Origin of the sequence: Bradyrhizobium sp. CSS354, from assembly GCF_029051725.1 — a bacterium.
In the GTDB taxonomy this organism is placed as follows: domain Bacteria; phylum Pseudomonadota; class Alphaproteobacteria; order Rhizobiales; family Xanthobacteraceae; genus Bradyrhizobium.
Genome location: NZ_JAACFU010000004.1, coordinates 1 through 18,594 on the forward strand (window position 1 = coordinate 1; position 18,594 = coordinate 18,594).

Sequence of the window (18,594 nt, forward strand, 5' to 3'; positions counted from 1 at the left end):
CCCGAGATCACCCTCCACCGCCTCCCCGACCTCCTCCACCCCAACCTCCGCCTCGTCTTCGTCGGCACCGCCGCCTCTACTCGATCGGCCGAGCTCGGGCACTACTACGCCCATCCCGGCAACCGCTTCTGGCGCGCGATCCATGAGGCCGGCATCACGCTGCGGCGCTATCAGCCGGGCGAGTTCGCAAGCTTGCTCGAGCTTGGGATCGGCTTCACCGATCTTTCCAAGTCGAGCGCCGGGATGGATCACCAGATCGCGGCTGAGACGGTCGACGTGCCTGCGTTCAGGGCCAAGATCAAGAAGTATCGGCCGAGGACAATTGCGTTCACGAGCAAGAAGGCGGCGAGCTTGTTTTACGGCAGGCCGACGAGCGGGATTGCGCTGGGGCGGCAGCCGCGCGTGGAGAGTTTGCCCGAGGTGTTCGTGCTGCCTTCGCCGTCCGGGGCGGCGTCCGGGCATTGGACGCTGGAGCCGTGGCGGGAGTTGGCGGCGTGGATCGGTTCGTAAGGCAGGTTGGGGATATCGCCAACACTCAGCCGTCGTCCCGGCGAAGGCCGGGACCCATACCCTCAGAAGACGTTTTGCGATAACTGGTCGCTCGGTATTGTGAACTACCCGCAACCGACAAATTACGCGGTATGGGTCCCGGCCTTCGCCGGGACGACACTGTGGATTGGGCAACACGATACCGCCAAAATGGACGCGGGTAAGCTGTCGGAATCCGCCCGCGTCATTCGTCCTCCGCACGCAAACTACGAAACCCGAGCGGCGCTGCCGCATCCCCGTCATTGCGAGGAGCGCTTGCGACGAAGCAATCCAGACTGTCTCCGCGTCGGCAGTCTGGATTGCTTCGCTGCGCTCGCAATGACGACGAATGGAGATCTCCCGATGCCTCCCACCATCACCGCCTTCGCAAACTCGCCCGACCGCGGCAAGGGACAAGCGCGCGACATGCGGGTGCGCTGGGCGCTGGAGGAAGTCGGCCAAACTTATGATGTCCGTCTGGTTTCGTTCGCCGCGATGAAAGAGCCCGCGCATCTTGCGCTGCATCCGTTCGGGCAGATCCCAACCTACGAGGACGGCGACCTCGCCCTGTTCGAATCCGGCGCCATCGTGCTCCATATCGCGGAGCGCCGTGCCGGGCTGCTGCCGACCGAGCCGAACGCCAGGGCCCGCGCGATCACGTGGATGTTTGCCGCGCTGAGCACGCTGGAGCCGCCGATCGTCGAGCTCGGGATGGCCATGCTGTTCGAGCGCGACAAGGGCTGGTACGCGGAGCGACTGCCGATGCTGCAGGATCGCGTCCGTGTCAGGCTCGGCGAATTGTCCCGCCGCCTCGGCGATGCCGACTGGCTCGACCGCGCGTTCAGCGCCGGCGATCTCATGATGGTGACGGTGCTGCGCCGGTTGAACGCATCGGGTCTGCTGGATGCGTATCCAGATATCGCCGCCTATGTCGCCCGCGGCGAAGCGCGGCCGGCGTTCAGGCGGGCATTCGATGCGCAATTGGCGGTGTTCAAGGCTGCGCCGGCTTCGTAACCCGGATGGAGCGGCTTGTCGGCCGTAGCTCGGAGAGCGAAGCGGAAGCGCAATCGGGGACCACCGCCCCGCATTCCGCTCTGCTCCCTGCGGGCTACGAGACCGTCGCTACGCTCCCACTCACTGAAACCGATACGTCACCCCGAACGTCGCCAGATGCGTCCGCATCGCGACGTCGTAGGTGCTGGCGGACGGATTGCGCCCGGCGTCGGTGGCGGATCTGGCGAAGGTGAAGGACGAACTGCCGTAGTCGGCATAACGATATTCGGCGCGCGCCACCCAGTGGCCGAAGAGCGCGGTTTCGATGCCGCCGCCGGCCGTCCACCCTGCTTTTGTGGTCGCCCCCGTGATGATCGCCGGCGTCAACCCGAAAAGGCCGCAGACGACGCTGACGCAGGTCGAGGTCAGCTCATAGTTCTGCCAGGCCACGCCGCCGGTCGCGTAGAGCAGCGTCTGCGGTGTCAAGAGATAGCCGAGCCGGCCCCGCACGCTGGCGTCCCATTTGCTGCGAATCGCCAGGCTCTCGCCGCGCGACTGGGAGTCGGCGAGCGATATGGTGGTGAAGCCTTCGCGCGTGGTGATGCTGTCGGCAAAACCAAAATCGCCTTCGACGCCCGCGGCCCATTGCGGGGCGAACTGCCAGAGATAGCCGGCATAGGGGTTGACGCGGAACGCGGTGTTGTCCATCGGGCGAATGGTGGCGCGACGCGTCAGATCCTCGGGGAAGCCGGCACGCGATTCGGACGTCGTGATGAGATCGGTGCGCGTGGCGCGCGCACCTAGACCCAAGCCCACATACGCGCCGGTCCAGGACGGCAGGATCGCGGCCTGCGCGGCCAGCGGATGCGAACGGCCGCCGATGACGGGCTCGCCGAACTTCCAGGCGAGGCCGACGCTTGCGGTGTGCGTCCGCAAGCTCGCGTCGAAATTGTCGACCGTGAGCGCCGGGCCTGCAGTCGCCGTGCGCGTGAAATTGAAAGGCGCAGCGCCGAAATCCGCGTAGCGATATTCGGCGCGCACGAGCCAATTGCCCCACAGCGCGGTCTCGATCCCCGCACCCAACGTCCAGCCGGTACTGGTTGCGGAATTCGAGATCAGCTTGGGTGCCAGGCCGTTGCTGGCACAGCTGGCGCTGACGCAGACCAGGGAGACGTCATAGTGCTGCCAGGCGAGGCCGCCGGTGGCATAGATCAGCGTCGCCGGCGTCAGCAGATAGCCGGCGCGGCCGCGCAAGGTCGCATCCCAGCCCGCTTTGACCGACAGGCTGTCGACCCCAAAGGTGGACGAGCCGGCCCAGGGCGAGGCGCGAAACCCGGGGAGTGCCGTGGTCTTGTCACCGAAGCCGATATCGCCTTCGACGCCGACGACCCAGCTAGGTGCGACCTGCCAGTTGAAGCCGGCATAGGGATTGACGCGAAAGCCGGTGCCGTCGAACGGCTGGGTGAGCACGGCTCGCGTCAGGTCGCGGGCAACGCCGTCTTGCAGCACCGACGTGGTGGTGAGATCGGCACTGGTCGATCGAAAGCCGAGACCGAGCCCGGCGTAGAATCCGGTCCATGACGAGGCCACGAGCGGCGGCGCCTTCGTGTACGGTCCCGGCACGATGTCTGCGGCCTTCGCCGGTGCGACGAGAGCCAGTCCGGCCAAAAATACCGTGCCACAGCACAGGGCGGCAATCACTCGGCGGGTCGATGAACGTCGCATGTCGGGCCTTGGATCCCTGCAGGAATGTCGAGCGATTCCATACTGCGAACGGGCGACGCCTATCGTCCTCCGATCGAAGGAGGCGGCGCACAAAGCGCGAGACTGTTGCAAGGGCGTCACTGCGGCGATACGACTTCAGCTTGAGGAGCGTCCCATGCTGACCCTCTATTCCTATCCAGACCTGTTCGGCGTCGCCGACAACAACGGCTACGGCCTCAAGGTCTATGCCCTCCTGAAACTCGCTTGCGCACCGTTCGTGCATGAGCATGTGTTCGATGCCTCCGCCGCGCCGCGCGGGCAGCTGCCCTATATCGTGGATGACGGCGAGACGATCGGCGACAGCGAGACCATCATCGCGCACGCGACCGCGAAATACCGCCTGACAATCGACGCGGGGCTTTCACCGGAGCAGCGCCGCACCAATCACTTCGTCACGCGCATGCTCGACGACCTCTATTGGGTGATGTCGTATTCGCGCTGGAAGGACGAGTGTTATTATCCCGCGTTCCGCGACGCCTTCATCGCGCAACATCCGCAGATCGACGCGGCCGGGTTCGAGAAGGCGAAGGCGTATAATGCGCAGCGCTATCATTTCCAGGGCATCGGCCGCTACTCGCCCGAGCAGGCCTATGCGCGGGGGCTCGCCGATCTGCAGGTGCTGGCGGAGATCGTGCCGGCGGCCGGCTTCGTCCACGGCGCGGCGCCTGCTAGCATCGATGCCGGCATCTACGGCTTCATCGCCAACATCTATTACTTCCCGATCCCGACGCCGCTGAAAACCTTCGTCGATGCGCACGCAAATCTCGTCGCGCATTGCGAGAGGGTGCATGCGATGGTGAGCGCGTAGTCCGCAGGTCTCGTAGGGTGGGCAAAGCGAAGCGTGCCCACCAACTTTTCGTATGCCGCTGACACCGTGGTGGGCACGGCGCCTGCGCGCTTTGCCCACCCTACGGCACCAAGTCCTACGGCATCGCCCCTACCGCATCGTGATCGCAAGGCCGCTCAGATCCGCATTCGCCATCAGGCCGACCTGCGTGCCGGAAAGCTCGAGCACGGCGCCCTTCTGGTTGGTCAGCACGATCGCACGCGCGCCGCGGCCCACTGCGATGCCGGCACCGGCGGCGCCGTAGACGCCGGCGATGTCGGAGGGCCGGTTGATGTTGGAGACGCGGCCGCGCAGCACGGTCTTGGAGCCGCCGAAGACGAGGCCGTAGTCGAGACCGCCGGTCGAGAGCGAATAGGCGCGGCCGCGGAAGTTCAGCACGCCGGAGCCGCCGGAGCCGCCGATGATCCAGCCCGCCTTGTAGATCGTCAGCACCACGGTGCCGCCGTCGGCCAGCGCCGAGGTCGAGAGGCCGGCGAGCGCGGCAATGCCGACCAGCGCGGCGCGAAGGGTGGATGCGAACTTCATTGGGGGTCTCCGGGGGCTATTCTTCAACGAGGGAAACGAATCAGACGCAGCGAATGTATCCGATGCATCGCGGCGGCAACATGATGGGGGCGGCATTGAGGCGCGAGGTGCAGCAGCGCATTCAACTGTCATCGCCCGGTTTAACCGGGCGATCCAGTATTCCAGAGAGGGCGATGGTGAACCGAGAAGCCGCGGCGTACTGGATGCCCCGGTCGAGCCGGTGCATGACGGCGGAGTTTGGCGCGACAAGACGCTTACCCGCCATCATGCCATTCTGCCCTTGTTTTGCCCGACGGAGCAACAATTATTTTGCTTTTCCCGAAGTCAAAAAGAAACATCAATGATTTCCGCCGGATGCCTACTGTGCATAGGGTTGTTTTCGCGTTTTTTGTTGGAGGCGCCCCGAGCTGCCGCTAGGCTTGCGCTCCCAGCCGTCCATTCGAGGTGACCTCATGCCGATCCAGCATTTCGCGCCCCCGCCGCACGTCAAGGCGCCGCCGCTGTCCTTTGCCACGCGCGCCGGCGATCTCCTGTTCGTCTCCGGCATTCCGGGCTTCGACGCGAGCGGCGCGCTGCCCGAAGGCTTCGAGGCGCAGTTCGCCAATGTCGTCGTCAACATCAAGCGCGTGCTGGCGGAGGCCGGCGCCGAGATCCGCGATCTCGTCAAGGTCAACGTGCTGCTGACCCGCGCCTCCGACGTCGCCGCCATGAACGCACTCTACGCCGGCGCCTTCGGCCCGCCGCCCTACCCCGCCCGCACCACCTGCGTGGTCCACGCGCTGCCCGATCCGAAGATGCTGATCGAGATCGAGGCGGTGGCGTCGCTGGCGAAGGGGTGACGTGTGATAGTCAGGCGACAGTCAAGGCATAAGGGTCATTCGAACAGCCGACGAACGGCTGACATGTCCGTGAACGGTCGCCGCCCCGCTTGCCAGCCGCACCATTTTGCCGCACCAGTTTCCGTCTCACGTTCCCATCAGGAGATATTTCATGCGTCGCGTTCTCGCCCTCTGTGCCGTTGCCGGCATCGCCACCTCCGTGTTCGCCGTGCCGGCCTCTGCCGCGGTCGGCTATTACGTGATCCGCTGGGACAACACCGGCATCTGCCAGATCTGGAACGAGGACCTGAAGTACAAGCCGTTCCAGTGGGGCGTGTCGACCTACAAGGTCGTCAGCAAACCGCTCCCGACCTTCACGGCCGCCTCGGAGCTCCAGATCAAGCTGCGCGCGGAGCGCCGCTGCACCCTGTAAGCTGACGCGACAGATCGGATTTGAAGGGGCGGATCGCGCGAGCGGTCCGTCCTTTTCTTTTGGACGGACCACTGGCTTTCCGGGCGAAATCACGCAATTCCGCGCACGCGCTTTGAACCTGGCCGGTTGGCGGACCTACTCACATCTTTCCCGGGTGCACCCCCAAGCGTCCCGCGCCAACCAGCATCCTTGCCTGCTTGTTTTTGCCCGCTCGTTCTTTCACCCCCTGGCCTTGGAGCCATCGATGCGCGCACCGGCGACAGCAACCATTCTCGCCGTATCGCTCCTGCTCGCTGCAACGGCGCACGCGCAGGCCCCGCAATCCTTCCGCGTGATCTCGCCGGTGTTCGGCCAGTTGGTCAGCTTCGCGATGCCTTCGAATTTTTCCGTGGTGTTCGAGAACACCAAGGGCGTCCACTACATCCGCGAGGCCGTGCTGAAGGGCGAGACGCCCGAACGCTGGACCGAGATGATCACCGTGACCGGCGAGAAGGGCATGACGCTCACTCCAGGTTCATCGCCGGAGAAATTCGCGGGCTCGATCGCAAGCGGTTTCAAATCCGCCTGCCCCGACAGCTTCGCGGCAAGGCCGCTCGGCGCCACCACGTTCGGCCGCTTCGAAGGTTTCGTCGCCGTGATCGGCTGCGGCCGCGTCGACAGCGGCCCGACCCGGCACAGCGAGACCGCACTCCTGGTCACGCTCAAGGGCACGAGCGACTACTACACGATCCAGTGGGCCGAGCGCGGCCCCGAAACCGACGAGCCGCCGGTGAACGACGACCGCTGGCAGGCGCGTTTGCGCGCGCTCAGCCCCATCGAGCTCTGCCCGATCGTAGCAGGCGAAGCCGCGCCCTATCCGAGCTGCACGAGTAAGAGCTGAGCCCTCACGCGTCCTTGTAGGCGCGGGGATGGATCAGGACATCGCGCGCGGCGGCGAGGTCGATGAATGCTTGCGCGCTGCCGCCCTGGTCGGGGTGCATGCCCTTGGCCGCGCGGCGATAGGCCTGGTTGATGTCCTCGCAGGTGAGCTGCACCGCGAGCGGCAGGCCGAGCACCTTGCGGGCGCGATCCTCGCTGGACAATTTTTTCGGCGCAGCATTGCGGCGACCGAAGCGCGGCGCGGTCAGATCATGAATGACGTCGAGCACCACACCGAGACGGCGGCGGGCCGCCACCGTGACGCTGTGATCGTCATTGTCCACGGCCTGGCGCAGCACCGGAAGCGCCTGCTCGGCCGCCTGACGCAGCATGGTATCGGTGCTCATCCGCGCGATCTCGGCCACGACCCGGCCCGCCTCGGCCCAATCGGCGCCGTCCGCCGACCGCAGGCGTTCGAGTGCCAGTTTCCAGGATTCAAGCCGTTCCATCATGCGCGCAACGTTTAGCAATCAAGACCAGTATGCCAAGGCCGCCGTTTCCGACCCCTTAATTTCGAGTTAGCCTTTCATGAAACTTCGAAAAGAAATCGGGAGGAAATTGTCATGGCATTGCTCGCAAACCACATCGCGATCGTCACGGGCGCCGGTTCGGGCATCGGGCGGGCCATCGCGGCCGGCTACGCCCGCGAGGGCGCGCAAGTGGTGCTGCTCGACGTCAACGCCGACACGGTCGCGGAAGCCGCCGAGGAGATCCGCAAGTCCGGCGGCAAGGCCGAGAGCTTCGCCCTCGACGTGACCAAACGCGACGACTGCTTTTCGCTCGCCAAGCAGGTCGCCGACAAGATCGGACAGGTCTCGATCCTCGTCAACAATGCCGGCATTACCCGCCGCAACGCCTTCACCGCCGAGCCGGAGACAGTGGCAAAGGACTGGAACGACATCATCGCGCTCAACCTCAACGGCGTCTTCAACATGACGCAGGCGTTCCTCAGCCCGTTGCGCGCAGCCAAGGGCCGCATCGTCAATATCGGCTCGATCCAGTCCTTCGTGCATCTGCGCACGCCGAGTTCGGCGGCCTACACCACTTCGAAACACGGGGTGCTCGGCTTCACCAAGGCGCTCGCGGTCGAGCTCGGCAAGGAGGGCGTGCGCGTCAATGCGATCGGGCCGGGCTTCATCGAGACCAACATCAACGCCAATGTGCGCGCGACCAATCCGGCGCTGGTGCAGGCTTTCGTCGATCACACCCCGCTGGCGCGCACCGGCAAGCCCGAGGACATCGTGGGTCCAGCGATCTTCCTTGCGTCGGACATGTCGGCTTACGTCACGGGAACGATCGTGATGGTGGACGGCGGATACCGGACGGTGTGAGCGAGATGATGCCTGCTTTGTAATGCGGAATATGCTCGCAGAAATATGCAGTCCGTGCCAATCGCGGCGGTGCGGCGGCATTCCCAAGGTCAATTGGTGCGATCGCCCCGCGGTTAACCTTTCGTTAACCAAACCCGCCCACCGTAGATTTACGGCTTGGGGGTCGTTTGTTCTCGATCCGCTTCCAAAGACGGAAGCGGGCGTTGATCGGGGAGTGTGTCGATGACCACTGTTCATGTCGCTGCGTCCGAACCGGGCGCGTATGTCCTTTCACCGAACCAGATCGTTCCGCTGCTGATCGGCGCGACCGTCGACGAGGTCGAGCGTGAGCTCGTGCTCCAGACGCTCGCGCGCTGCGACGGCAATCGCACGCGCGCGTCGCGCGTGCTCGGCCTCTCGGTGCGCACGCTGCGCAACAAGATCAGGCTCTATGCCGCCTCCGGCATCGAGGTCCCCGCCTATCACGACTAGGGCGCGACGTGCCGCCGATTGGTGTTGATCACGCCCAGGCGCGAGCCCGGGCGGAATTGCTGCTGTCTTCAAACGCCGCTAATTAGCTTGCTTCCGGTCAAGGGAGCAGTGGCGTGGCAGACGAACAAAAACGGCAGGGACCTCAGGGACCGCGCGGACGGCAGGGCGAACCGGGGCGGCCGGGACCGCAGGGTCATCCAGGCAAGCGCGGGCCGGATGGCGCGCGCGGCAAGCCGGGTCCGCAGGGCAAGCCGGGTCCGGTCGGGAAGGCCGGACCGCTGGGCAAGCCCGGTCCGCAAGGCAAGCAGGGCGAAGCCGGACCGCGCGGGGTGGCCGGTGCACAGGGACCTGTCGGACCGCAAGGGCCGGCGGGGCCGCAGGGCCCGCGTGGCGAGCCCGGTCCGCCCGGCCCATTGCCGTCGATCGAGCAGGTGTTGCCGTGGCTCGATCAGCTGTTCGATGCCTGGGACGAGCGCCGCCGCCAGCGCGAGCATGAAGCCGCCGAGCGCGAGGCGCTCGAGGCAGCCGTGCAGGAGACCGACGATGCGCCCCTCGGTGACGAGGACGAGGACAGCGAAGGTGATCACAGGAAAAAGAAGAAAAAGAAGAAGCACGGCAAGGACTGACAGACGAATCTATTTCGTCCCGTTCTCGCGTCGCGGCAGCATGCCCATGCGCTCGAACTGCCAGCGCATGGCGCGGTACCACAGATAGCCGACCGCTGCGCCGCACAAGGCCAGGATCACGACGCTCGCGCTCGAGAACGAGCCGCTCCACCACGTCATCCACGCGGTCCACAGCAGCGTGAAAACGATGGCACCTGCTTTCAGCGGAAGAAGGGGGCGGCTCATGGTCGTGCTCCGGGGTGTCAAAAGCCCGGCGAACATCATCGCGCGTTGAGACCGCTTTCACCGTGAGCCAAGTCACGGAACGGACGCGCGAGCCGCCTAACCGAAGCGCAGCCGCGAACGTTCCTTGGCCTTTTCCGCCTCGACCTCACGGTCGCGTGCCGGGGCATGGGTGTGCAGCGACGTCAGCAGTCTTCGCGCAGCCTCCGAGACCTCCGCCACCGCACGATCGAAGGCCGCCTCGTTGGCCTGCGACGGCTTGTTGAAGCCGGACAGTTTGCGAACGAACTGGAGCGCGCTGGCGTGGATCTCATCCTCCGTCGCTTCCGGCTCGAAGTTGAACAGCGTCTTGATGTTGCGGCACATGCAGTCTCTCCTGACCTTTCCCTCAAGGACGACCGGCGAAAACGAAATCCTACATCCTTCCGGGCAGTTCTGCTAAGTTCCGCCGCAACGCGGCCGCCGACCAGAGCCGCACGGGGGGAATACACATGAAAGCTTCTTGCGCGGCACTGTCAGCCATCCTGTTGTCCGTCTCGTTGTCGGCCATCTCGACAGCCGCATGGGCGGCCGATTATCCGGCGCCGAAACAGGGCGACTGGGTTGTCAGGGATTTCAAGTTCCACACCGGCGAGACCATGCCGGAGCTGAAGCTGCACTACACCACCGTGGGTGAGCCCAGCGGCCAGCCGGTCCTGGTGCTGCACGGCACCGGCGGCTCGGGCGCGAGCATGCTGTCATCAGCCTTTGCCGGCGAGCTGTTCGGCGCGGGACAGCCACTCGATGCGTCCAAATACTACATCATCATTCCCGACAATGTCGGCCATGGCAAATCGTCAAAGCCGTCCGACGGGATGAAGACGAGCTTCCCGAAATACAATTACGACGACATGGTCGAAGCCCAGTATCGCCTGGTGACGGAAGGGCTCGGCATCAAGCACCTGCGGCTCGTCATCGGCAATTCGATGGGCGGCATGCACACCTGGCTATGGGGCGAGAAATATCCGAAGGCGATGGACGCGCTGATCCCGATGGCCTCGCAGCCGACCGAGATGGCGTCGCGCAACTGGATGCTGCGGCGGATCATGCTCGACACCATCCGCAGCGATCCCGACTACAATGGCGGCAATTACACCAGTCAGCCGCGCCTGATGAAATACGCCATCACCGCCTACGGCATCGCGAGCATCGGCGGAACGCTGGCCTATCAATCGCAGGCGCCGACGGCGGCCAAGGCCGACAAGATCGTCGACGAGCGGCTGGCCATGCCGATCACGGCGGATGCCAACGACTTCGTCTACCAGTGGGAGTCCTCGCATGACTACAATGCCGGCGAGAAGCTGGAGGCCATCGAAGCGTCGCTGCTGCTGATCAATTCCGCGGACGACGAACGCAACCCGCCCGAGACCGGCATCACGGACGCCGCGATGACGCGGGTCAAGAACGGCAAGCTGTATCTCATCCCGGCCAGCACCGAGACGCGCGGTCACGGCACCACCGGGAACGCAAAATTCTACAGGGAGCAGGTCCAACAATTTCTGCAAGCCGCGCCGCAGCAAACGATCGAATCTGCGCGCCGCTGATTTTGCATCGCATCACCGGCCGTCTACCCCGCATATTATTTGAGCATGCATTACGCCGGCGGCTCGGGCTTAATCGCATCGATGTACGAATCGACGCGTGAGACAATCACGCGTATGGCACGACACGCGATGAGGAGGATCGCATGCACAGGCTCGTACTGTGCGTTTGGCTGACCGCGCTGACGAGCGCCGCGTTCGCGTTCGACAACGGGCAATATGATCACGTCCCCCCCGACGTCCGCGCCTGGTTCAAGAGCGTGATCGCACCGAACGGCGTGCCCTGCTGCGACGTCTCCGACGGCCATCGCACGGAGTACGACGTGCGCAGTGGCGCCTATTGGGTGCCGATCGAGGGACAATGGATGGAGGTGCCCGAGCGCGCCATCATCCGCGACCGCGGCAATCCGGTCGGCCAGGCCGTGGTGTGGTACGTCCGTCACCGCGGCGCCATCATCATCAGTTGCTTTGTGCCGGCGGACGCGGTGTAGCGCGCGATAGCGCCTCGGCGCCGCGCGTGCTAGTTCGACCGATGGCTCCTGCGAACGACAGAACACGCGCTGTGATGCGCTTTGTGCTGGCAGCGTTTTACATCGCGGCTGGCATCGCGCATCTCCGGGTTCCCGAAAAGTTGCTTGCGATCACGCCGGCCTGGGTCCCGTTTGCAACACAGGCCATCCTCATCACTGGCGTCTGCGAGATCGCAGGCGCGGTTGCGCTGGTGACGAAGCCGCTGCGCTGGTGGGCGGGCGTTGCGCTGGCGCTCTATTCGCTTTTCGTGTGGCCAGCAAACATCAAGCATGCCTTGGAGGGCATCGACCTTCCGCCCGTCCCCAACAGCTGGCTCTACCACGGGCCGCGGCTGGCGCTTCAGCCGGTCCTGATCTGGTGGGCTCTCTATTGCGCTGGCGTGATCGGCTGGCCGTGGCGGCGCGACAAAGGGGGATAGCGATCGGGCCGGGAGATGATATTCTCGGGCATCCAATCAGGGAGACCTTCGTGACTGATCTTTGCGCCGAAGACCTCGCCACCATCTATGCCCAGCCGAGCCCACGCGTGATCGCGAAAGCGCGTCCCGCGGTCGACACGCATGCGAAGAAATTCATCGAGATGTCGCCGTTCTGCGTGCTCGCGACATCGGGAGCGGACGGCAGCGTCGATGCCTCACCACGCGGCGGCGGCGTCGGCTTCGTCCATGTCGCCGGCCCCAACCAGCTGCTGATGCCCGATCGCTCCGGCAACAACCGGATCGACAGTTTCCGGAATGTCGTCGAGGGCTCGGGCTTCTTGCATCTGTTGTTCTTCGTCCCTGGATTCGACGAGACGCTGCGCGTCGGCGGCCGCGGCACGCTGTCGGCCGATCCGGACCTGCTCGCCTCGATGGTTGAGTTTGGCAAGGCACCGCGCGCGGTGCTGAACGTCGCCGTCAGCGAAGTCTATTTCCACTGCGGCAAGGCCCTCATGCGCTCGAAGCTGTGGTCATCTGACAAGGTGCCGCGCTCGGTGATGCCGAGCATCGTCGAGGTGGTCCACGAGCAGACCGGCCTTGGTGAGCCGCAGAGTCAGGAGATCGTGGAAGAGCTCTACAAGACGCAGTTGTAGCTGGCGTCCAGGCTGTCGTCCCGGCCTGGTGCGCAATTGCGCACCAGGCCGACACGGAATTGTGGGCAGCGCTAACGCGCCAAACTAATGCCCGTCGCCCTCGAGCCCACCAACGTGCTTCTGGGTATAGAGCTCGAGGCCGATGCGGCCGATTAGGTCGAGCTGGGTCTCGAGGAAGTCGATGTGGTGCTCCTCGTCGCTCATCAGCTTCTCGAACAGGTCGCGCGTCACGTAGTCCTTGACGCTGTGGCAGTAGGTCGCCGCTTCCTGGTAGAGCGCCCGCGCGCTCATCTCGGCGGCGAGATCGCACTCGATGATCTCCTTGACGTTCTGGCCGATACGCAAGGGATCGAGCACCTGCATGTTCGGGAAGCCGTCGAAGAACAAGATCCGCTCGGTAAGCTTGTCGGCGTGCTCCATCTCCTCGATGGACTCCTTGCGCCAGACCTTGGACATGTCCCGCAGGCCCCAATTGTCGAGGAAGCGGTAGTGCAGCCAATACTGGTTGATCGCAGTCAGCTCGTGACGCAGTGCCTTGTTGAGATAGTCGATAACTTTTGCGTCGCCCTGCATGGTTCACTCCAGCTCTTGCAGTCCAAATCGGCCGTAACCCGAATTTAGAACGCTTCTAAATGAGTTTAAAGACTGGGGCAACCGGCTACGCGGACGCAGCCGGGGAAAAGCTCAGCCAGGGTTGCGGAAGATTTCAGCAGGCCGCGAGGGCAAACTCGGCCGGCTGGGCAGTCTCGTCATTGGCCGCCACAGTGTGGTTGTGCGGGCAGCCGGAGCAGCAGGACGAGGCACAGGGGCCGAGCGCTTCGTCGATAATGGTCTTGATCGTCCGAGCACAGCGGCCGCATTCGGCGCTACAGCCGAGACAACCATAAACCTGCTTTGCATGGCGCACAGCGTCGTCGGACTCGGCGACGGCGGCGCGGATGTCGTCATCGCTCAGCACGTTACAGGAACAAACGATCATGGAAGCGGCAGGCCCTTTGGTGATGCGCCATCATCGATATTTAAGGGGCCGGCCGGATGCAAAAGGAAAAAGCGGAATTTGAAGCTATTCCAAACTAGCCCGGAACAGCCTAGAACGGCTCTAAAATAGGGCCTTGCGCTGGATCAAGATTGCGGCGGATCTAGTCGCCCCCGCCGCCTCCACCATCGCCGCCGCCCCCGCAATCTCCGCCACTACTGCCGCTATCGCTGCTGGAGCAGCTGCCGCTGTCGGCCGGGCTGCCGGAACTATCGCTGGAAAACCAGCTCCCCAACGAGAAGCCGTCGCTGGTGCCCGTGGAGGTGTCGCCACCGCTGTTGCCGCTGGCCCCGGCGCGGGAGCGCCGCTGGCCGCGGTTCTGGAGATGGGTGATCCAGCCGTAGCCGATCGCGGAGACGATCCCGGCAGCGATCAATGCATTTATCATCGCGTTGCCCACCATCACCCTCCCCTGGCTGAGCTGCGGTCCATGCTAATTGGTCGTCCCCGGCAACGGTGCGTTCATTGATCATTCAATCGAAATATGGAACTTTACCGCCAAAGAGTTCCCGCGTGTTTTGCTCGAAAGGTCAGCCAATGAAGAAGTCGCTCCTGGCAATCGCTGCCGTCGCCGCTGTGGCCCTTAGCGCCGCTACACCAGCCCAGGCGCAACGCGGCGTCGCCGCGGGCGTGGCGGCCGGAATCATCGGCGGCGCCATTGTCGGTGGGGCGCTGGCCTCTCCGTACTATTACGGGCCCGGCCCTGGCCCCGGCTACGCATATGGTCCGGGATATAGCCCGGGCTACTATCCGCCGCGCTACTACGCACCGGGCCCGGGCTACGTCGCCGACGACTATTACGGCGACGGCTGCGTCTGGCAGAAGCAGCGCTTCTGGGACGGTTATGCCTGGCGCGTCCGCCGCGCCAGAGTCTGTGGCTGAAGTCGTCCCAGGCCGGTTCATTCCGGATGCGCCGTTCATCCAGGGGCCTGAAAAAGACCGCTTTTTCTCGTCACAGCTCCGTGTGCGTTTACCGCGGATTGACCATTTGCGCGCTTCCTAGCTGCAAGGCCAAATCCATCAGAGTCTGCGTGAACCTTTGAACCCCGGGCGCTCCTAACAAGGAGCATCCATCTCTCAGGAGAGCTAAGCGTATGAAGAAGACTTTAGTTGCCGCCCTCACGGTTGCGACGATCGCCGGTTCGCTGGTGACCGCCACGCCGTCCGCCCAGGCCCATGACGGCGTCGGCGTCGGCATCGCAGCCGGCCTGATCGGCGGCGCGATCGTCGGCGGCGCCATCGCATCGAGCCGTCCCGCCTATGGTGGACCGGTTTATGTGGCCGAGCCCGGCCCGCCGCCCCCGCCCTGCTACTGGCAGCGCCAGCGCTACTGGGACGGCTACGGCTGGACCGTCCGCCCGGTTCGCGTTTGCTACTGATCTGATCGCACGGCGCTCATGAGCGCCGCGATCGAAGCCCGGCCGAGCACCTCGGCCGGGCTTTTTCTTTTAGCTGGCCCTGCAGCAGCTATCGCGCCGCCTGGATTGAGCGCAGCACCTCTTCGCTTGGCCAGCAATCGACCTTGAGCCCTGCCGACTTCTGGTAGGCGCCCAGCGCAGCGCGCGTCTGCATGCCGGCCTTGCCGTCGATCTTATCCTTGTAGAGTCCGACGCGCGTGAGCCCGCGCTGCATCGCCTCGACGTCCTTGGTTCGCAATTGCTTCGAGGCAGACCACGGCGTCGCGAACGGTTGCGGGCTCGTCATGCGGTCGGCGAGATGGCCGACGAACAGCACGTAGAGATCGGAGAAATTGTATTCCTTGATGACGAAGTAGTTCTTCGTGGTCAGGAAGGACGGGCCGTAGATGCCTTCCGGTTGCAACAGCGAGGCCGGGTGAGCCTGCTCGGCGGCAGTGAGCTTTTGTCCACGCACCGGCACAAAGCCTTCGCGCAGCCACTGGCCGATCGGCTTCGTCACCTCGGGCACGCCGGCGGTGCAATCGACCTTGGCCGGTGCCTGCACCTCGTAAGCCCAGCGCACGCCGCTCTGCCAGCCCTTGTTGACGAGCTGCTGCGCGGCGGAGGCCAGCGCATCCGGCACCGAATGCCAGATGTCGATGCGGCCGTCGCGGTCGAAATCGACGCCGTGCTTGTAATATTCGGACGGCAGGAATTGCGTGAGCCCGGTCGCGCCGGCCCAGGACGAGCGCATGTCCTTGCGTGTCACCACGCCGTCGCCGAGAATTTTCAGCGAGAGGATGAACTCGTTGCGATAGGTGTCCTTGCGGCGGCCGACATAGGCCTGCGTCGCCAGCACGCGCACGAGATCGTAAGGCAGCGTGTAGCGGCCGTAGTCGGTCTCGCGGCCCCAGATCGCCAGCATGACGGTGGCGGGCACGCCGGAGTTTTTCTCGATCTCGGTCAGCGCCTGACGATGTTTTTGGAGCAGCCGCTGCCCCTCGCCCGCAAGCCGCGCGATCGAGGCTTCCCTGACATAGTCGGCCGGCACCTGCACGAACTCGGCCTGCGACGGCGCACCGGTCGCTGGGCGCCCCGGCAGAATGAGATCCGGCAGCTTGTAATCAGGCTCGAGCCCGCGCGTCTCTCGCTCGAACGTCGCGCGCGACACGCCGGCGGCCTCCGCCTCCGGCCACTGCGAGGCGATGAACTGGGTGAAGGCGGCGTCGGCGGCGCGGACGGGCGACAGGCCACAGGTGATAGCGATCACCGCAGCTATGAGCACCCGCCGCATCATGCTGAGATCACCGCGTCAGCTTCTTGTACTTCACGCGATGCGGAATGATGCTGTCCTGGCCGAGCCGGCGCATCTTGTCCTTCTCGTAGTCCTGGAAGTTGCCCTCGAACCATTCGACATGGCTGTCGCCCTCGAAGGCCAGGATGTGGGTCGCGATGCGGTCGAGGAACCAGCGATCATGGCTGATGATGACGGCGCAGCCGGCGAAATCCTCCAGCGCCTCTTCGAGCGCACGCAAGGTGTCGACGTCGAGGTCGTTGGTCGGCTCGTCGAGCAGCAGAACGTTGGCGCCTGATTTCAGCATCTTCGCAAGGTGCACGCGGTTGCGTTCACCGCCGGAGAGCGCGCCGACTTTCTTTTGCTGGTCGGCGCCCTTGAAGTTGAACGACGAACAATAGCCGCGCGAATTGACTTCCCTCTTGCCGAGCAGGATCAGCTCGTTGCCGCCGGAGATCTCCTCCCACACGTTCTTGCTGCCGTCGAGCGCGTCGCGCGACTGGTCGACGTAACCGAGATGAACGCTCTCGCCGACCGTGATGGTGCCCTTGTCCGGCTGTTCCTGCTTGGTGATCATCCTGAACAGCGTGGTCTTGCCGGCGCCGTTGGCGCCGATCACGCCGACGATACCGCCGGGCGGCAGCTTGAAAGTGAGATCGTCGATCAGCATGCGATCGCCGAAACCCTTGCTGAGCCCTTCGAAGTCGACCACGTTCTGACCTAGGCGCTCGGCCACTGGAATCGTGATCTGCGCGGTCTGGGTCTGCTTTTCGCTCGCCTGTTTCAGCAGTTCGTCATAGCGCTGATAGCGCGCCTTGGATTTAGCCTGGCGGGCTTTCGGCGAGGATGCGATCCATTCCTGCTCGCGGGCCAGCGTCTTCTGATGCGCAGCGTCCTCGCGGCCCTCCTGCTCGAGCCGCTTCTGCTTCTGCTGCAGCCAGGACGAGTAATTGCCCTCGTAAGGGATGCCCTTGCCGCGATCGAGCTCGAGAATCCAGCTCGTGACATTGTCGAGGAAGTAGCGGTCATGGGTGACGATCAGGATCGCGCCGGGATAGTTGCGCAGATGGCCTTCCAGCCACGACACCGATTCCGCGTCGAGATGGTTGGTCGGTTCGTCCAGCAGCAGGAGCTCGGGCTGATCGAGCAGCAGCTTGCATAGCGCGACGCGGCGGCGCTCACCGCCGGAGAGTTTCGACACGTCGGCATCGTCGGGCGGACAGCGCAGCGCGTCCATGGCCTGGTCGACCTTGCTGTCGAGATCCCAGAGGCCCTGGGCCTCGATCTCGTCCTGCAGCTTGGTCATCTCGTCGGCGGTCTCCTCGGAGTAGTTCATCGCCAGTTCGTTGTAGCGATCGAGGATGGCCTTCTGCTTGGCGACACCCAGCATGACGTTCTCGCGCACGCTGAGAGCCGGATCGAGATGCGGCTCCTGCTCGAGATAGCCGACGCGGGCGCCCTGGGCGACCCAGGCCTCGCCGTTATACTCCTTGTCCAGGCCGGCCATGATCTTGAGCAGCGTCGACTTGCCCGAGCCGTTGACACCGAGCACGCCGATCTTGGCGTCCGGGTAGAACGACAGATGGATGTTATCGAGCACCTTCCGGGTCGGGTAGCTCTTGGTCAGGCCCTGCATGAAATAGATGAACTGGCGCGCCATCGGTCCCGAAAACCTTCGATTTGAGGAAATTTGCTTGCCGCCGATGTAGCGATCCCGCCCCCAAAGGGCAATGTTTTCCCTCCGTTCACCACGGATGAATACGGGACGGACACCATCCCGCCGCCGATCCGGACAATTGAAACCATCTTTTAATAAATCAGGCCAAAGCTCGGTTTCGCGCGGAAACAGCGCCACCCGCTCAGAATGAACGGGAGCACAGCGAGACAGCGTCATGGCCATGATCGAGACCAATTCCCTTCCCGTTCCGGCGGAAGCCGGCAGCGCCTCCGCGTTCGCCTCGGAGATCAAGGGCTTCTGGAAGCGCTTCTTCGCCACCGCTTTCAACCCCTACCGGCCCGAACTGCATTACATGCGCGGCCCCGGCCCCGCCTGGCGCGCCAAGCACGGCATGAATGCGCCGATCCGGCTCAAGCCCCGCGACCTCTGAGCCTCACCACCTGTCGGATTTTTGAAGACGCGAACGGCTTGCGCACGGTCCTGATTGCGCGCAACCATGGCCTGGTTCCACCTCTCGCCATGGAAGAACGC

26 protein-coding genes are annotated in these 18,594 nt (G+C 64.4%); 16 read left to right on the forward strand and 10 right to left on the reverse strand.

What is annotated here, in order from left to right; genetic code table 11:
* The first annotated feature begins 6 nt into the window (after positions 1 to 6).
* Entirely contained in the window at positions 7 to 510 is a 504-nt protein-coding gene (locus tag GWG67_RS09990; RefSeq protein WP_275169685.1) for a mismatch-specific DNA-glycosylase, read from the forward strand.
* A 381-nt stretch (positions 511 to 891) separates the two neighbouring features.
* Positions 892 to 1,542, forward strand: coding sequence for a glutathione S-transferase family protein (locus GWG67_RS09995; RefSeq protein ID WP_275169164.1), 651 nt, complete (start codon positions 892 to 894; stop codon positions 1,540 to 1,542).
* A gap of 120 nt (positions 1,543 to 1,662) precedes the next feature.
* On the opposite strand, the gene GWG67_RS10000 is transcribed toward GWG67_RS09995, so the two are convergent.
* Complete coding sequence (locus tag GWG67_RS10000) at positions 1,663 to 3,246, reverse strand: outer membrane protein (RefSeq protein ID WP_275169166.1); 1,584 nt, start codon at positions 3,244 to 3,246, stop codon at positions 1,663 to 1,665.
* A 154-nt stretch (positions 3,247 to 3,400) separates the two neighbouring features.
* Here GWG67_RS10000 and GWG67_RS10005 point away from each other — a divergent pair, with 154 nt between their 5' ends.
* A complete protein-coding gene (locus GWG67_RS10005; RefSeq protein WP_275169168.1) occupies positions 3,401 to 4,093 on the forward strand; it encodes a glutathione S-transferase family protein in 693 nt (230 codons plus the stop codon).
* Positions 4,094 to 4,222: 129 nt separating this feature from the next.
* Here the strand turns inward: GWG67_RS10005 and GWG67_RS10010 are convergent, their stop codons facing one another.
* Positions 4,223 to 4,657 carry a hypothetical protein gene (locus GWG67_RS10010; RefSeq protein ID WP_027519692.1) on the reverse strand — a complete coding sequence of 145 codons (435 nt, stop codon included), beginning with the start codon at positions 4,655 to 4,657 and terminating at the stop codon, positions 4,223 to 4,225.
* A gap of 452 nt (positions 4,658 to 5,109) precedes the next feature.
* Here GWG67_RS10010 and GWG67_RS10015 point away from each other — a divergent pair, with 452 nt between their 5' ends.
* From GWG67_RS10015 to GWG67_RS10025, 3 genes are all read left to right on the forward strand, one after another.
* Positions 5,110 to 5,496, forward strand: coding sequence for a RidA family protein (locus GWG67_RS10015; RefSeq protein WP_275169169.1), 387 nt, complete (start codon positions 5,110 to 5,112; stop codon positions 5,494 to 5,496).
* Between the two features lie 151 nt (positions 5,497 to 5,647).
* Positions 5,648 to 5,908, forward strand: a complete 261-nt coding sequence (locus tag GWG67_RS10020; RefSeq protein ID WP_275169170.1) for a hypothetical protein — start codon at positions 5,648 to 5,650, stop codon at positions 5,906 to 5,908.
* A 244-nt stretch (positions 5,909 to 6,152) separates the two neighbouring features.
* Entirely contained in the window at positions 6,153 to 6,788 is a 636-nt protein-coding gene (locus GWG67_RS10025; RefSeq protein WP_275169172.1) for a hypothetical protein, read from the forward strand.
* Between the two features lie 4 nt (positions 6,789 to 6,792).
* Here GWG67_RS10025 and GWG67_RS10030 read toward each other — a convergent pair whose 3' ends face one another.
* On the reverse strand, positions 6,793 to 7,278 hold the full coding sequence (locus GWG67_RS10030) for a J domain-containing protein (RefSeq protein WP_275169174.1): 486 nt from the start codon (positions 7,276 to 7,278) through the stop codon (positions 6,793 to 6,795).
* Positions 7,279 to 7,389: 111 nt separating this feature from the next.
* Here GWG67_RS10030 and GWG67_RS10035 point away from each other — a divergent pair, with 111 nt between their 5' ends.
* The 3 genes from GWG67_RS10035 to GWG67_RS10045 all read left to right on the forward strand — a co-directional run bounded on the left by GWG67_RS10035 (position 7,390) and on the right by GWG67_RS10045 (position 9,254).
* Positions 7,390 to 8,157, forward strand: a complete 768-nt coding sequence (locus GWG67_RS10035; protein WP_275169175.1) for an SDR family NAD(P)-dependent oxidoreductase — start codon at positions 7,390 to 7,392, stop codon at positions 8,155 to 8,157.
* A gap of 222 nt (positions 8,158 to 8,379) precedes the next feature.
* Positions 8,380 to 8,628, forward strand: coding sequence for a helix-turn-helix domain-containing protein (locus tag GWG67_RS10040; protein ID WP_018454141.1), 249 nt, complete (start codon positions 8,380 to 8,382; stop codon positions 8,626 to 8,628).
* A 113-nt stretch (positions 8,629 to 8,741) separates the two neighbouring features.
* The gene (locus GWG67_RS10045) at positions 8,742 to 9,254 is read left to right on the forward strand and encodes a collagen-like protein (RefSeq protein WP_275169177.1); all 513 of its coding nucleotides are present in this window, start codon (positions 8,742 to 8,744) and stop codon (positions 9,252 to 9,254) included.
* A 9-nt stretch (positions 9,255 to 9,263) separates the two neighbouring features.
* Here the strand turns inward: GWG67_RS10045 and GWG67_RS10050 are convergent, their stop codons facing one another.
* Both GWG67_RS10050 and GWG67_RS10055 read right to left on the reverse strand, forming a co-directional pair.
* Complete coding sequence (locus tag GWG67_RS10050) at positions 9,264 to 9,479, reverse strand: hypothetical protein (RefSeq protein WP_007613682.1); 216 nt, start codon at positions 9,477 to 9,479, stop codon at positions 9,264 to 9,266.
* Between the two features lie 96 nt (positions 9,480 to 9,575).
* Positions 9,576 to 9,842: a DUF2277 domain-containing protein gene (locus GWG67_RS10055; RefSeq protein WP_211400432.1), complete on the reverse strand. Its 267-nt coding sequence runs from the start codon at positions 9,840 to 9,842 to the stop codon at positions 9,576 to 9,578.
* Positions 9,843 to 9,967: 125 nt separating this feature from the next.
* On the opposite strand from GWG67_RS10055, the gene GWG67_RS10060 reads away from it, so the two are divergent.
* From GWG67_RS10060 to GWG67_RS10075, 4 genes are all read left to right on the forward strand, one after another.
* Positions 9,968 to 11,059, forward strand: a complete 1,092-nt coding sequence (locus GWG67_RS10060) for an alpha/beta fold hydrolase (RefSeq protein WP_275169179.1) — start codon at positions 9,968 to 9,970, stop codon at positions 11,057 to 11,059.
* 143 nt (positions 11,060 to 11,202) lie between these two features.
* Entirely contained in the window at positions 11,203 to 11,547 is a 345-nt protein-coding gene (locus tag GWG67_RS10065) for a hypothetical protein (protein WP_275169181.1), read from the forward strand.
* Between the two features lie 41 nt (positions 11,548 to 11,588).
* Positions 11,589 to 12,005 (forward strand): DoxX family protein, encoded by a 417-nt coding sequence (locus GWG67_RS10070; protein WP_275169183.1) that lies wholly within the window; start codon positions 11,589 to 11,591, stop codon positions 12,003 to 12,005.
* 50 nt (positions 12,006 to 12,055) lie between these two features.
* Positions 12,056 to 12,658 (forward strand): MSMEG_1061 family FMN-dependent PPOX-type flavoprotein, encoded by a 603-nt coding sequence (locus tag GWG67_RS10075; RefSeq protein ID WP_275169185.1) that lies wholly within the window; start codon positions 12,056 to 12,058, stop codon positions 12,656 to 12,658.
* Positions 12,659 to 12,742: 84 nt separating this feature from the next.
* Here GWG67_RS10075 and bfr read toward each other — a convergent pair whose 3' ends face one another.
* From bfr to GWG67_RS10090, 3 genes are all read right to left on the reverse strand, one after another.
* Complete coding sequence (bfr, locus tag GWG67_RS10080; RefSeq protein WP_018454135.1) at positions 12,743 to 13,231, reverse strand: bacterioferritin; 489 nt, start codon at positions 13,229 to 13,231, stop codon at positions 12,743 to 12,745.
* Between the two features lie 133 nt (positions 13,232 to 13,364).
* On the reverse strand, positions 13,365 to 13,637 hold the full coding sequence (locus tag GWG67_RS10085) for a bacterioferritin-associated ferredoxin (RefSeq protein WP_027570626.1): 273 nt from the start codon (positions 13,635 to 13,637) through the stop codon (positions 13,365 to 13,367).
* Between the two features lie 160 nt (positions 13,638 to 13,797).
* On the reverse strand, positions 13,798 to 14,097 hold the full coding sequence (locus tag GWG67_RS10090; RefSeq protein WP_275169187.1) for a hypothetical protein: 300 nt from the start codon (positions 14,095 to 14,097) through the stop codon (positions 13,798 to 13,800).
* 134 nt (positions 14,098 to 14,231) lie between these two features.
* On the opposite strand from GWG67_RS10090, the gene GWG67_RS10095 reads away from it, so the two are divergent.
* Both GWG67_RS10095 and GWG67_RS10100 read left to right on the forward strand, forming a co-directional pair.
* Positions 14,232 to 14,576: a hypothetical protein gene (locus tag GWG67_RS10095; protein ID WP_275169189.1), complete on the forward strand. Its 345-nt coding sequence runs from the start codon at positions 14,232 to 14,234 to the stop codon at positions 14,574 to 14,576.
* 212 nt (positions 14,577 to 14,788) lie between these two features.
* Positions 14,789 to 15,073 carry a hypothetical protein gene (locus GWG67_RS10100; RefSeq protein ID WP_007613695.1) on the forward strand — a complete coding sequence of 95 codons (285 nt, stop codon included), beginning with the start codon at positions 14,789 to 14,791 and terminating at the stop codon, positions 15,071 to 15,073.
* Between the two features lie 88 nt (positions 15,074 to 15,161).
* On the opposite strand, the gene GWG67_RS10105 is transcribed toward GWG67_RS10100, so the two are convergent.
* Positions 15,162 to 16,388, reverse strand: a complete 1,227-nt coding sequence (locus GWG67_RS10105) for a lytic murein transglycosylase (RefSeq protein ID WP_275169191.1) — start codon at positions 16,386 to 16,388, stop codon at positions 15,162 to 15,164.
* Between the two features lie 7 nt (positions 16,389 to 16,395).
* Positions 16,396 to 18,045: an energy-dependent translational throttle protein EttA gene (gene ettA / locus GWG67_RS10110; protein WP_027519709.1), complete on the reverse strand. Its 1,650-nt coding sequence runs from the start codon at positions 18,043 to 18,045 to the stop codon at positions 16,396 to 16,398.
* A 232-nt stretch (positions 18,046 to 18,277) separates the two neighbouring features.
* On the opposite strand from ettA, the gene GWG67_RS10115 reads away from it, so the two are divergent.
* On the forward strand, positions 18,278 to 18,493 hold the full coding sequence (locus GWG67_RS10115; RefSeq protein ID WP_275169192.1) for a hypothetical protein: 216 nt from the start codon (positions 18,278 to 18,280) through the stop codon (positions 18,491 to 18,493).
* The last annotated feature ends 101 nt before the right edge of the window (positions 18,494 to 18,594 follow it).